General features: G+C 58.0%; 13 protein-coding genes. 12 read left to right on the plus strand and 1 reads right to left on the minus strand.

Annotation, left to right across the window (positions count from 1 at the left end; genetic code table 11):
* The first annotated feature begins 13 nt into the window (after positions 1 to 13).
* The 12 genes from GRX64_RS12590 (at position 14) to GRX64_RS12645 (ending at position 12938) form a co-directional block, all read left to right on the plus strand.
* On the plus strand, positions 14 to 1333 hold the full coding sequence (locus GRX64_RS12590; protein WP_166267713.1) for a DASH family cryptochrome: 1320 nt from the start codon (positions 14 to 16) through the stop codon (positions 1331 to 1333).
* 87 nt (positions 1334 to 1420) lie between these two features.
* Positions 1421 to 3115, plus strand: coding sequence for a phytoene desaturase family protein (locus GRX64_RS12595; protein WP_166267714.1), 1695 nt, complete (start codon positions 1421 to 1423; stop codon positions 3113 to 3115).
* A 92-nt stretch (positions 3116 to 3207) separates the two neighbouring features.
* The gene (locus tag GRX64_RS12600) at positions 3208 to 3483 is read left to right on the plus strand and encodes a TIGR03643 family protein (RefSeq protein ID WP_166267716.1); all 276 of its coding nucleotides are present in this window, start codon (positions 3208 to 3210) and stop codon (positions 3481 to 3483) included.
* Between the two features lie 143 nt (positions 3484 to 3626).
* On the plus strand, positions 3627 to 4409 hold the full coding sequence (pomA, locus tag GRX64_RS12605) for a flagellar motor protein PomA (RefSeq protein ID WP_166267718.1): 783 nt from the start codon (positions 3627 to 3629) through the stop codon (positions 4407 to 4409).
* A 3-nt stretch (positions 4410 to 4412) separates the two neighbouring features.
* The gene (locus GRX64_RS12610) at positions 4413 to 5339 is read left to right on the plus strand and encodes a MotB family protein (RefSeq protein ID WP_166267720.1); all 927 of its coding nucleotides are present in this window, start codon (positions 4413 to 4415) and stop codon (positions 5337 to 5339) included.
* Positions 5340 to 5663: 324 nt separating this feature from the next.
* Positions 5664 to 6872 carry an ammonium transporter gene (locus tag GRX64_RS12615; protein ID WP_166267722.1) on the plus strand — a complete coding sequence of 403 codons (1209 nt, stop codon included), beginning with the start codon at positions 5664 to 5666 and terminating at the stop codon, positions 6870 to 6872.
* 346 nt (positions 6873 to 7218) lie between these two features.
* Positions 7219 to 8022, plus strand: a complete 804-nt coding sequence (cobS, locus tag GRX64_RS12620) for an adenosylcobinamide-GDP ribazoletransferase (protein ID WP_166267724.1) — start codon at positions 7219 to 7221, stop codon at positions 8020 to 8022.
* Positions 8023 to 8328: 306 nt separating this feature from the next.
* Positions 8329 to 9417, plus strand: coding sequence for a TRAP transporter substrate-binding protein (locus GRX64_RS12625; RefSeq protein WP_166267726.1), 1089 nt, complete (start codon positions 8329 to 8331; stop codon positions 9415 to 9417).
* Positions 9418 to 9531: 114 nt separating this feature from the next.
* Positions 9532 to 10077 (plus strand): TRAP transporter small permease subunit, encoded by a 546-nt coding sequence (locus GRX64_RS12630; RefSeq protein WP_166267728.1) that lies wholly within the window; start codon positions 9532 to 9534, stop codon positions 10075 to 10077.
* On the plus strand, positions 10074 to 11363 hold the full coding sequence (locus GRX64_RS12635) for a TRAP transporter large permease (protein ID WP_166267730.1): 1290 nt from the start codon (positions 10074 to 10076) through the stop codon (positions 11361 to 11363). The genes GRX64_RS12630 and GRX64_RS12635 overlap by 4 nt, the downstream gene beginning before the upstream one ends.
* A gap of 155 nt (positions 11364 to 11518) precedes the next feature.
* A complete protein-coding gene (locus GRX64_RS12640; RefSeq protein WP_166267732.1) occupies positions 11519 to 12583 on the plus strand; it encodes an endonuclease/exonuclease/phosphatase family protein in 1065 nt (354 codons plus the stop codon).
* A 178-nt stretch (positions 12584 to 12761) separates the two neighbouring features.
* Entirely contained in the window at positions 12762 to 12938 is a 177-nt protein-coding gene (locus tag GRX64_RS12645) for a DUF1328 domain-containing protein (protein ID WP_166267734.1), read from the plus strand.
* Positions 12939 to 13031: 93 nt separating this feature from the next.
* On the opposite strand, the gene GRX64_RS12650 is transcribed toward GRX64_RS12645, so the two are convergent.
* Complete coding sequence (locus tag GRX64_RS12650) at positions 13032 to 13925, minus strand: cation efflux transmembrane domain-containing protein (protein ID WP_166267736.1); 894 nt, start codon at positions 13923 to 13925, stop codon at positions 13032 to 13034.
* Positions 13926 to 13970: the final 45 nt, after the last annotated feature.

Raw genomic sequence — 13970 nt, forward strand, 5'->3', positions numbered from 1 at the left:
GAAGGACCACGCCTTGCGCGCCCTCTATTGGTTTACCCGTGACCTGCGGCTGCACGACAACCCGGGTCTGATGCAGTGTTCAGACGCCGATCTGTTGCTGTGCGTTTTTGTCGTCGATCCACACTGGTTCGAGCCGGGGCATTTCCAGAGCCGAACCATGGGCACGCATCGCTGGCGCTTCCTGTGGCAGTCATTGAGCGATCTCGACCATCAATTGCGGGCACAAGGCCAGCGCCTTCATATTGCCGTCGGCCGACCCCACAAGGTGATCCCCGAGCTGTGCCGTAGCTATCACATTGACCACCTATGCCGCTCCCGACTGGCAGGCACGACCGAAGCCCTCGACTGGCAGCAGACCGTGGCGGCGCTGCCCGGCATTCAGCACAGCCAGTACGAAGCGACCAGCCTGTTTGAGCAGAGTAACCTGCCCTTCGACCTGGCGGACCTGTCGGCAACGTTTTCCCAGTTTCGCAAACAGGTCGAGAACGTTGATCTCCAACCGACGGATCCGCTGGGGGACCCCATCGCCCTGCCGCCAGCGCCTGGATTGCCAAACGATGACCGACATCTATGCCCGCCGCTCAATACCAGTGCGACGGACAGCCGGATGTGCGGTGGTGAACGCGTAGCGCTCTCCCACCTGTATCACTACGTGTTTGAGCGCCGCCAGATTGTGACCTACAAGGAAACCCGGAACGCGCTGGATGACTGGTATTCATCCAGTAAATTCTCACCCTGGCTGGCGAACGGGTCACTGTCCGTGCGCACTGTTGCCGCGCAGGTTCGCCTGTTCGAAGAACGCGACCAGCGTAACGACTCGACCTACTGGCTCTACTTTGAACTGCTCTGGCGCGAGTACTTTCACTGGTACGCGCTCAAGTATGGACGGCAACTGTTTCAGCGAGATGGTGTACAACGCAAGCGCCGGCCGGTGTCATTTTACCCACAGCGTTTCCGGGCCTGGTGTGAGGGCACCACGCCTTACCCCCTGGTCAATGCCTGCATGAATCAGCTGCGCGAAACCGGCTACCTATCCAATCGCGGAAGACAGCTGGCCGCCAGCTGTTTTGTCAATGAACTGGGCCTGGACTGGCGCTTCGGCGCGGCGTGGTTTGAAGAACAGCTGATCGACTACGATGTCGCCAGCAACTACGGGAATTGGCAGTACCTGGCCGGTGTTGGCGCCGATCCTCGGGGCCTGCGCCAGTTCAACCTGGAAAAGCAGGCCAGACAATACGACCCGGAGGGCCATTTTGTCGCCCGCTGGAATGGCCAGGCCGAACACATGACACCGCTCTACACCGTGGATGCGGCAGACTGGCCTGTCGGTTAGTGAACCAGGTCCGGAATTGACCTGCCTTAACACCACCAATCGTCGTACACTAACGTGTCTGTTTTGGCACCCGACCCAGGATTCCCCATGCCCAGTAACCATAACGCCCGCCTCAAACCCAGCACCCTCCGCATTGGCCGGCGCTATCGCGCCAACCGACTGGACGGTCGCTACGACGCCATCGTGATTGGCTCGGGCATTGGCGGCCTCACCACCGCCGCGTGCCTGTCCAAAGCCGGCAAAAAAGTGCTGGTGCTGGAGCAACACTACACCGCCGGAGGTTACACCCACAGCTATGCCCGTAATGGCTACGAGTGGGATGTGGGCGTGCATTACATTGGGGATATGGGCTCACCCAACACCCTCGGGCGCAAGCTGTTTGATTACATCACCGACGGCCAGCTCAAATGGGCCCCCATGGACGACAACTACGACCGCTTTTTCCTGGGCGACAAGGTCATCAACCTGCGCGCCGGCAAGGCCGGTTTCCGACAGTCGTTGCTGGAGCATTTCCCTGACGAAGCCAACGCCATCGACCGCTACATCACCTTGCTCAGCAAAGTCTCCACCGGCATGCAGTTTTACACACTGAGCAAACTGGCGCCCCGTCTGGCGGCACCGCTGCTGGGCAAAGCCCTCAATGTGGCGTTGCCCGACTGCTTCAACAAAACCACCTACGAGGTGCTGTCGGAGCTGACCGACAATCAGGAACTGATCGGTGCCATCACCGGACAGTGGGGAGACTGCGGCGTTACCCCCAGGCAGTCCAGCTTCATGATTCATGCTCTCATTGCCAAGCATTACGTGCATGGCGGGTACTACCCGGTCGGCGGTGCATCTGAAATGGCTAACACCATCATTCCGGTTATTCAGCAAGGTGGCGGCGACGTCTTCACTTACGCCGATGTGACTGACATCCTGATCGAGAAGGGTAAAGCGGTTGGGGTGCGGATGGCCGACGGCCATGAGGTCCGCGCCAGCAAAGTGATCAGTAACGCTGGCGTAATCAACACGTTTGAGACGCTGTTGCCAGCGGATACCGCCAAAAAATGTGGCTACGCCGAGCAGCGCGAACACATCAATCCCTCCTTTCCCCACATCGGGCTGTACATCGGCCTGAAAGAAACACCGCAGGCACTGGGGCTGCCAAAAACCAATTTCTGGATTTACCCATCGGCCGATCACGACGCCAACGTGGACCGCTTCATGCGCGACACCGAGTCCGAATTTCCGGTGGTGTATTTGTCATTCCCCGCCGCCAAGGACCCCACATACCAGTCGCGCTACCCTGGCACCGCAACAATCGAAGTTGTCGCACCCACCACTTATGAAATGTTTGAGCCCTGGAAGGACACCACCTGGGGCAAACGCGGCGACGACTACGAAGCCCTGAAAACCCGGGTGACGGAGCGGCTGCTGGAAGCTATGTACCAGAAACTGCCACAACTGAGGGGCAAAGTGGATTACTGCGAAACCTCCACGCCACTCTCTACCGCCTGGTTCTGTCGCTACAGCCGGGGTGAACTGTATGGGCTCGATCACACCCCAGAACGGTTTAATCAGGATTGGTTACGGCCCAAAACCAAGGTACCCGGTCTCTACCTGACCGGTCAGGACGTGCTCACCTGCGGCGTGGTCGGCGCCATGATCGGCGGGCTGATCACAACGCTGGCCATTCAGGGCGTACGCGGCACCTCCCTGGTGAAAAAGATCTTTATTGATAAAGCCCGGGCAGAGCCGGATTTGCAGATTGTGACCTCGCCCTCTGCTGACGCCGGTTGATGCTTATCAGTGCCTGATAATCGGTGGGCATTGATCCTTTATCGTGCCCCCGGCCGTATCAAAGGCACACGCTGACAAAAGATAAAGGGATCATGTCCAAGCACCAAACGCCGGCACTGAATGAAGCCGACCGGTCACGGGTTATCGAGATGGCCTGGGAAGACCGGACCCCGTTCGAAGCCATCGAGACCCTGTACGGGCTGGATGAGAAGGCGGTAATCAAGCACATGCGCCGGGCTCTGAAGCCGGCCAGTTTTCGACTCTGGCGCAAGCGCGTATCGGGGCGGGCCACCAAACACCAGGCCTTGAGAGACCCAAATGTCAGCCGGGGTTATTGCTCAACCCAATACAAAATGCGGTCGGGCTAGGCTGAACCGCCCAGTGAACTCCGGAGGCAACGCAAGACGCCAACCGATGTGCTTGCCTCAGATTCGATGTTGTCTGGTTGAATCGTGGTTATACTCTGTCGTGCCATTGCCATCATCACTCACTCTTCCGCGCCGAAGTTATCTTGGATTTCGCCACACTCATTGGTTTGGTCGGGGCTCTGCTACTGATCGGCTCCGCTGTGATTCTCGGTACGTCGTCCGGGGTGTTCCTGAACTCAGCGTCACTGCTCATCGTAGTCGGCGGCACCCTGTTGGTGGTGTTGGCAAAATTCAGCATCAGCCAGTTCCTTGGCGCTTTCAAGACGGCCATTCGGGCGTTCAAATTCAAACTGCCGGATACCGAGTCCAGCATCAACGAGCTGATCGAAATTGCGCAGATTGCCCGAAAGGAAGGCGTTTTGGGACTGGAAGATCGAGAGGTCAGCTCACCGTTTTTAAAGCAGGGCGTGCAAATGCTGGTCGACGGCCAGCAGTCTGAAACCATCCAGGAACTGCTCTCCAAAGAGCGCCTGATGACGCTGGACCACAACCGCTCCGGCGCCAAGGTATTCACGGCCATGGCTGACGTGGCCCCGGCCATGGGCATGATCGGCACCTTGATCGGTCTGGTGCAGATGTTGTCGAACATGGAGGACCCCAAGTCCATCGGACCCGCTATGGCGGTGGCCCTGCTCACCACGCTGTATGGCGCCATGATTGCGACCATGATTGCCACACCCATCGCCGACAAACTGTCACTGCGGATGACCGAAGAGGCCCGCATGCAGTCGCTCTGGACCGATGCCCTGGTGGCCATGAAAGAGGGCCATAATCCGCGCATCATCGAACAACTGCTGAGCAGCTACCTGCCTCGCAACAAACGTGAAAAGAACGGTGAAGCCGAGCAGGCGACAGGGCCCGCATAAGCCATGGATGATCTTCCCGAAGAAGCAAAACCGGGCATTCCGGCCTGGGTTGTGACCTTTGCCGACCTGATGTCGCTGCTGATGTGCTTTTTTGTGCTGCTGCTGTCGTTCTCCGAGATCGACGCCATTAAATTCAAGCAAATCGCCACAGAACTCTCCAAGGCCTTTGGGGTGCAGCGTGATGTGCCAGTGCTCGAGGTGCCCATGGGCACCAGCCCGGTGTTCGATACCTTTTCGCCAGCGCCCCCGCAACCGACGGTGCTGAACGAGGTCCGGCAGACCACCGCTGAGCAAAAGCCAACGCTGGCAACCGGCCAGTCCAACACCGAACAACACATTGATCGGATGATAGAAACCAAGGTCGACCGTACCCTCACCAATGTTGAGACGGTGCGGCAGGACGCCATCCACGACGGCCGCGTTCAGGTGCAAAAAGAACAGCGGCGTATCGTTATCCGGATCGAGGAACGCGGCTCGTTTGTGTCCGGCTCCGCGGAGGTCATCCGGGAGTTTGAAGACCTGCTGTTTGAGATGTCGGATCTGTTTGAAAACATTCCCGGCACCCTCACGATTGAGGGCCACACCGACAACGTCCCCATCCGCGGCAGCAACCGTTTTCAAAGCAATTGGGACCTGTCCGCCGTGCGGGCGTCTTCGGTTGCCAACGTGCTGTTGGAAAACCAGGCCATTGACCCTCAGCGTCTGGCGGTTAAGGGCCTGGCCGCCACCCAGCCACGGGCCAGTAATGAGACTGCGGCGGAAAGGGCGCTCAACCGCCGCGTGGAAATCATCATCGACCTGAGCGGGCCGATGCAGGTGGAGGAAACCCGGCTGCGGGAACTGATGGAGAAAACCGCGACCTCGATTCAACCTAGCCTGCGTCTCAACCTTTCGCCGCCCTCAACATCGACCGGTGACATCCCCTGGTAGCGAGATCAGGCCCCAACCCGCGCAGTGTGTAAGCCACACCAGTGGTGTTCTGAGGATTCTCGTCCCAGATCGTTGCCGTTTTCTACCGCGACCAAATCCAAGCCCGATGAACCATCTTTGTGCACGGCCTTATATAGCGCCCCATTTAAGAGCGTAAAATCTGCAGTTTGTTTTCCATGACCCTCCTCTGCACCAGAAAAATACCCGCAAGCCCCTATGATTACGCATCATGCTCTATTCTGGAACATTAATTGCTTCAATAGCGCACCAACAACGAACAATGCCGTCAATCCATGACGGCCCAAACTCAGGAGTCATCAACCCGTGGATATCACGAGTGCAGTTCAAACCCTGACCGAAAGTGCTAACACGCTGTTCATTCTGATCGGCGCCATAATGGTGCTGGCCATGCACGCCGGCTTTGCCTTTTTGGAAGTCGGTACCGTGCGTCATAAAAACCAGGTCAATGCCCTGGTCAAGATCATCACCGACTTTGGGGTTTCGTCCATCGCCTACTTCTTTGTCGGCTATTACATTGCGTATGGCCGCCACTTTCTCAGTGGCGCGGAAGCACTGACCCAGAATCAGGGCTACGAACTGGTCAAGTTCTTCTTCCTGCTGACCTTTGCGGCGGCCATACCCGCGATTGTTTCCGGCGGTATCGCCGAACGCGCCAGGTTCTACCCTATGCTGATCGCCTCCGCACTCATTGTGGCGCTGGTGTATCCCTTCTTCGAGGGCATGATCTGGAATGGCAATTACGGCTTCCAGGCCTGGCTTGAGGCCGAGTATGGCGCCGCGTTTCACGACTTTGCCGGCTCTGTCGTCGTTCATGGCGTTGGCGGCTGGATTGCTTTGGCTGCGGTACTGCTGCTTGGCGCCCGTAATGGCCGCTACCGCAACGGTCGCGTGGTGGCCTTTGCACCTTCGAACATCCCGTTTCTGGCACTGGGCGCCTGGATTCTGACCGTCGGCTGGTTTGGTTTTAATGTGATGTCCGCGCAGACTCTGGACGGCATCAGCGGCCTGGTCGCGGTCAACAGTTTGATGGCCATGGTCGGCGGCCTGCTGGTGGCCATGGTAGTGGGCCGCAAAGACCCTGGCTTTATTCACAACGGACCGTTGGCGGGCCTGGTGGCCGTGTGCGCCGGCTCCGACTTAATGCACCCGATTGGTGCGCTGATCACAGGCGGCATTGCCGGTGCCATCTTCGTCTACCTGTTCGAGTGGGCGCAAAACAAGATCGTACGCCTTGATGACGTGCTCGGGGTCTGGCCGCTGCACGGTGTCTGCGGCGTCTGGGGTGGCATCGCGGCCGGCATTTTCGGCGCCACATCGCTCGGCGGCCTCGGCGGCGTTAGCCTGATGTCCCAGGTAATCGGCTCGCTGGCAGGCCTGGTCATCGCCTTTGTTGGCGGCCTGATCGTGTACGGCATCGTGAAGGTCATCTCCGGCCTGCGGTTGACCGAAGAAGAGGAATTCAATGGCGCCGACGTCAGCATTCACCGCATTGGCGCGACTTCTTTCGAGTAATCGCCCGATGGCTTGAAATACCGCTGCGGGGCCCGCGGGGTCTCGCAGCGGTAGCCGATGTATTGCCCACGTGCCTCCCTGCCAGGCCCCGTCACGGCACCCTGCAGCCTTATTGCTGTTCGACATGCGCGCGGTTTCCAGCCCTCGATCTGACTGCTCTGCTCACGATCACGCGCATTATCCAACTCACTATTCAATGCACTATTCAACACACTGCTTAATCAATGCGCTAACCGTTTTACCCCCCCGGTATGGGGCTTACACACCCAGACTGACGATGTCATTCCGGCGGTGAATGCGGCGCCTTTGTTTGATGGGCTCTTTCACTTTGCCCTTTTGATTTACAATGGCCCCTCAACCCAGCCGCAAGGACCCGACATTGCCTCACACCATCGCTTCAGCACGTCAGGAATGGCAGGCCTTTTGGCTGGCACTGGGCTTTCTGACCCGGGTGCCGATGCTGATCAGAATTGAGTACACACAGACACTGATGAACCAGAGCAGCGTCTATTTTCCGCTGATCGGGCTCCTGCTCGGAGCGGTTTACGCGGGTCTGTTTTCGGCGCTGTCCTTACTGTTCTCGCCGCTGATCTGCCTGATCATGGTCGTGAGCGCTCACCTGTGGCTCACCGGGGCCTTTCATGAGGACGGCTTGGCCGACAGCATGGACGCCTTGGGTGGCGGCTACACCGTCGAAGCCCGATTGCACATCATGAAAGACAGCCGAATTGGTACCTATGGCACGGTGGCCCTGGTGTTGGCACTGGCACTCAAGGTCGCACTGCTGATGGAGACCAGCAATATCGGTTTGGCCCTGCTGATCTCCCCCTGCCTGGCCCGACTCACACCCCTGGTGCTGATGCGATGCATGAATTACGTCACCGATCCGGACACCAGCAAAAGCAAACCGGTGGCCGAAGGCTTTTCCCGGCAACGATTGTGGGCCGCCTTCGCATTTGCTGCGCTGGTAGCCCTGGCGGCAGAACCCTGGGCACCCGGATTGCTGACCTGGTCAGCCTTGTCCATCGGGCTGGTGGCCTGGTTGTGGGGGCGTAACCTGAAGCAGAATCTGGGTGGCTACACCGGCGACGCCCTCGGTGCCAGCGTGGTGTTCACCGAACTCGCCCTGCTCGCATGCCTGACGGTATGACCGCACCAGCCCAGGCAGTCACCGAACACGGCCGCCTATGGGCTCTTCGTGGGCGTATTTCACTGTAGGGCGCGGTTGGGATTCACACTTGCTGACTCAACACAATCATGGGTTCGGGACTCGTCAGAACCGCCAAAACCGGCATCAGACTTAAGTCGACCATGGCGGCTTTTTGGTTCAATTGGCCATCGTTTCGTGTTAGCGTTTGTGAGCACTAATGGCTGCTCGACAGCCAGCATTCGTGCGCTCTGCGTCTGCTTCTGTTCGGGCTCCCAAGACAAAAATATAAAACAGGAACGCCTAACAATGAAATTACGTTCACTCTTTACGTCTGCGTCTGCGCTAGCGCTGACTGCGGTGCTTGCGAGCACTCAGGTTTTTGCCCAGGAAACTTTCAACCTACGTATGGCCGAAACCTGGGGCCCCAACTTTCCCATTTTTGGCGATGCCTCACGAAGCATGGCCGAGATGGCTGAAAAAATGTCCAACGGACGCATCAAGATCCGCATCGATTCCGCCAACAAACACAAAGCGCCACTGGGCGTTTTTGATATGGTGAAAGCGGGTCAATACGACATGGGCCATTCCGCCTCCTACTACTGGAAAGGCAAGGTTCCAAACACCCTGTTCTTCACCAGCATGCCTTTTGGCATGACCGCAACCGAGCAGTACGCCTGGTTTTACTATGGCGACGGCATGGAACTGATGCAGGAAGTGTATAAGCCTCACGGCCTGCTGTCCTTTCCCGGCGGTAACACCGGCGTCCAGATGGGCGGCTGGTTCCGTAAGGAAATCAAATCACTGGACGACCTGCAAGGTCTGAAGATGCGCATTCCCGGCTTTGCCGGCGAAGTGTTCGCCAAAGTCGGCGTCAGCCCGACCAACATTGCTCCAGGCGAGCTCTACACCGCACTTGAGCGCAGCACCATCGACGCGGTTGAGTGGGTAGGTCCGGCTCTGGACCTGCGATTGGGCTTCCAGCAAATCGCTGACTACTACTACACCGGGTGGCACGAGCCGGCTACTGAGCTCCAGTTCCTGATTAACGAAAAAACCTGGAACAAACTGCCAGCCGATCTGCAGGAAATCATGCGCATCGCAATGCGTACCGCCTCCTATGACATGCTGATCCAATCTGTTCATGCCAACTCTGAAGCCTGGGCCTCTATTCGGAAAGAACACCCGAATGTCCAGATCAAGACCTTCCCCGAAGACGTTATCCAGGCGATGAGCAAAGCCAATGACGAACTCCTGGCGGAAGTGGCAGCCAATGACGAGCAGGCCAAGCGCATCATTGAGTCGCAGCATGAATACATGGACAAGGCCCGTGAGTACACCAACATTTCGGACCGCGCCTACCTGAACACCATGTACGAAATGAACAACCCGCAGTAAAGGTCTTCCGTACCTGCACTTTGCCGGGCCGACCGTCTATCATGGTCGGCCCGGTAATCCTGACTATACTCCCAATACTGAACGGCTCTTTCACGCTGCCAAGAGGAAGATGTGATGCAGTGGATTATTTCACTGGACAAAGGCCTCGCTAAAATTTCTTACCTCTGTGGTTGGATTGCGAGCGCCGCGTTTGTTCTTATGCTTTTCAACGTATTTTTCGACGTCGTTTCGCGCTACGTCTTTAACGAAGTCTCCATCGGTATGCAGGAAATGGAATGGCACCTGTACGCTGCCGTCTTCCTGCTGGGCATTCCCTTTGCCCTGCGCACCGACGGGCACGTCCGGGTCGATGTGCTGTACGATCGCTGGTCGGACCACTTCAAGGCGTGGGTTGATCTGGTGGGCGCCGTCATTTTCGTGATTCCTTTCGCCATGCTGATCGGCTACTACGGCTACGACTACGCCCTGGAATCCTACAACCTTGGCGAAGGCAGCGGTGACCCCGGTGGCTTGCCTTACCGCTGGATCATCAAAAGCCTGATAGTTTTTTCCGCCGTGTTTACCGCCACCAGTGGCCTTGGCATGGTGACTCGGTCGCTTCGGGTGATCAAACTGGGCGAGAAGTACACCAGCAACACTGGCAAAGGGGGCCTGGCATGATCGGTATCGTAATGTTCGGCGTCGCCCTGCTGATGCTGATGTGGGGTTTCCCGGTCGCGTTTACCTTTGGCGGTGTGGCACTGGTCTTCGGCCTGATTGCCGAAGGGCCGGATCTGTTTGCATTCATGCCATTCCGGATCATGAGCATCATGCAGAACACTGTGTTGATGGCCATTCCGTTGTTTATCTATATGGGCATCGTACTGCAGAAAACCCGCCTGGCTGAGCAACTGCTGGAATCCATGGGGCGCCTGTTTGGCAGTTTGCCCGGTGGCCTGGCCATTTCAACCATTCTGGTAGGAGCCCTGCTGGCGGCATCGACCGGGGTTGTGGGCGCAAGCGTAGTGGCCATGGGCTTGATATCCCTGCCGGTCATGCTGGCCCACAACTACGACAAGCGGCTGGCCTGTGGCACCATCTGCGCCTCGGGCACTCTGGGGCAGATTATTCCACCGTCGATTATCCTGATCATTCTGGGTGACGTGCTCGGGCTGCCGGTCGGCGATTTGTTCCGCGCGGCGGTGATTCCCGGTGTGGTACTGATCGGCCTGTACATCGCGTACATCCTGGTCCTGACCTGGCTAAAACCCGAGCAGGCACCGGCGATGCCGCGTACCACCGACGACACCCGAAAGCAGGAAATCGTCAAAGCCCTGATTGCCATCATTCCGCCACTGGCGCTGATTGCCATTGTGCTGGGTTCGATTTTTACCGGCATTGCGACGCCCACGGAATCGTCCGCACTCGGCGGTGTGGGTGCCCTGCTGTTATCCGTCGCTTATCGCCAGTTCTCGTTCAAACTGATGTGGGAAAGCGCAAAGGACACCGTCACAGTCACCGCTATGGTATTTGCCATCCTGGTGGGTGCTACGGCCTTCTCGATGACGTTCAGTTACACCGGTGGCGATTACATCCTTGAGGAGTGGTTGCTGTCATTGCCCGGCGATAAATGGGGTTTTCTGATTGTGGCCATGGCGGTCATTCTCGTGCTCGGTTTCTTCATCGATTTTGTTGAGATTTCGTTCATTATCGTGCCGATTCTGGCGCCGGTTGCCGAAGCGTTGGGCATTAACATGCTCTGGTTTGCCATCCTGATCGCCATGAACCTGCAGGCCAGCTTCCTGACGCCACCGTTTGGGTTCAGTCTGTTCTACCTGAAAGGGGTTTCGCCCCCGGAAGTGCGAACCACGGACATCTACAAAGGTGTAACGCCGTTCATCCTCCTGCAGTTGATGGTGCTGGCGATGATCTTTATCTTCCCGGCCTGGTTCGGCCTGACCAGCTGACCACTCTGGGCCATGACCCGATTGCGAGCGCGCCCGAGCTATTCGGGCGCGCGTCGTTCCAAGCCACCCGTATTTGCATGCTGATATCTGGCCCCTGATCACCGACGCCACGTGGGAGGCCGGTGCCGAATGGCATACCCTGAGGGAGACAGCTATTGCTCGGCCTGAGTGTATTCGTTATCGCCTGCCTGTTGATGCTCGTCACGCTGCTGGCCAAAACACCGTTGCACGACTGGTGGGTTCGGGCCTGTGAATTTCCCCGCCTTCAGATCGCCGTTCTCGCATTCCTCACCGCCATACTGTCACTTTGGGCCGAACCGCCATGGCAATTGCCCACGCTGCTCCTCAGTATCGCAGTCGTCGTCGCACAAGGGGTTCAAATCCTGCCCTGGACGCGCCTCTGGCCCGTTCAGGTCAAGCGCGCCAAGGCCGGCCACGATGAGCTCTGTGTCACGGTGATGGTCGCCAATGTGCTGACCCCCAACCGCAATGCCGAGGGCCTGATGCGCCAAATACGGCAACGACAGCCGGATCTGATTCTGACCCTGGAATCTGACGGGTGGTGGCAGCAGCAGCTCGATCATGCGCTGGCACAAGACTGGCCCCACAGCGTGAAGGTTCCGCTGGATAACCTGTACGGCATGCATCTTTACTCAAGGCTGAAACTGGAAGAGGTTGAGGTAAAATGGCTGATCCAGGACGATATTCCTTCGATACATGCTTGGCTCCGCCTGCCCAGCGGTGACCGGGTGCGACTGCACGCCATGCACCCTCGGCCACCGGCACCCAACGAAAGTGAAGAGTCACTGTGGCGGGACGCCGAGCTGTTGCTGGTGGGCAAACAGATCCATCAGGACAACCAGCCGACCCTGGTTGCCGGAGACCTGAACGACGTCGCCTGGTCGCGCACTACCCGAATGTTTTGCCGCGTCAGTGGAATGCTGGACCCCCGGCGGGGCCGCGGCCTGTTCAGCACCTTCCATGCAAACTACCCATTACTGCGGTGGCCCCTGGACCACATCTTCGTCAGTGAACATTTCACCCTGAAGCGGATGCGGCGCCTGCAACGCTTCGGTTCCGACCACTTCCCCATCATCGCAACCCTCTGCTATCAGCCCACACGGGCCAGCGAACAGGAACCACCGAGTGCCAACAGGGATGAGTGGCAAGCCGCCAGCGACACCATCAAGGAAGCGAAATCCCGGGATCCAGTCATCTGAGCCATCTGTTCCGCCCGTGAACTGTCCATTACATTGCCGCCACAATCAGGCGCTTCACTTGCGTTTTTTCAGTGCATCATCAAAGGTTTGATTACAGCACTTCGACACTTCAACAGCGAACCGTTGGTCGGTTGTCGCGCTGACACGACAAGGATCAACAAGACAAGGAGAGCGACCTATGCTGTATTGGGCAGTGGTATGTCTCATAATCGCCATCATCGCAGGCGTTCTGGGGTTCGGGGGAATCGCCGGAACCGCAGCGGGGCTCGCGAAAATTCTATTCTTCGTCTTCCTGATCTTGCTGGTCATCTCACTGGTGGTCAATGCACTGAAGGGGCGGGGGCCTAAGATGTAGCGAGTGGAATCCTGTGACGGGGCCTGCCTTCACCGTATACCGGAACCGCATGACGTGCGGTTCCGGTTACAGTATTTGCTTGCTCAATACGCCTCAGCAGGCGGCCAACAACGGTGTATCGGAGGCGTAGAAGTTAACCCGCACCACCGACTGCAGCGGCAGGTCATCAAAACTGCGCTCCAGTTGCTCGCGCGTGGTGGTAAGATCGGTCAATTCGGCCAGCGGTGCGTCAATGTCCACAATCAGGTGACTACCGACCTTGGTCATGCGCACGTCGCCCTTCCCAATGCCCTGCACCGCCAGTCGCTTGAACACCAGCCGGCACAACGACGGCTCCGGTATTGCCAGCATCGCCTCGCGCAAGGCCGCCCACGTCATCTTCAATGGTACCGTCATAAAATACACCGAGGCCAGCACCACCATCACCGGGTCGGCATAGGCCGCCAGCGCATGAAACCGGGTGTTGATCAGTGCCGAAGCGATCAGGAAACCACACAGCACCGCCACGCTGATGACAGTATCCATCAGCCACTGCCGGCTTTCAGCCGCGACCAGGCTAGAGCTTCCCAGTTTGCGGTTAATGTCCAGGTACTTCCAGGTCGCAAAACAACCCACCGCACCGATCACACCGAACCCGATGGCCAGCTCCGCAGACACCAGGCGCCCGCCCTCCAGGATCGCCGAACAAGCGGCAACCAGTGACGCTACACAGACCACGGTAATCACCAAACCCTTCAGTGCGACCACCAGCGGCTCCACCAGCAATCGCCCAAAATTAAACCGGGCATCGGCCGGCTTCTGGACCAGGCGTAAAGCGAACATTGATAACAGGGAGAGCCCGAGGCTGACCAGCGAATAGAGGCCGTCAAAGACAATCACCAGCGAGCCGATCCACAGCCCCCAACCGATACCCGCGATGGCGAACACTCCGGCAGACAACGCCGAAATCATCAATATACGTTTTTCTGCGGTGGGTTTGAGCCGCATACACACCTCGTTAAGCGTCAATTTTTCCGTCGTCAAAACGCGACC

Origin of the sequence: Marinobacter caseinilyticus, from assembly GCF_011074955.1 — a bacterium.
Lineage (GTDB): Bacteria > Pseudomonadota > Gammaproteobacteria > Pseudomonadales > Oleiphilaceae > Marinobacter > Marinobacter caseinilyticus.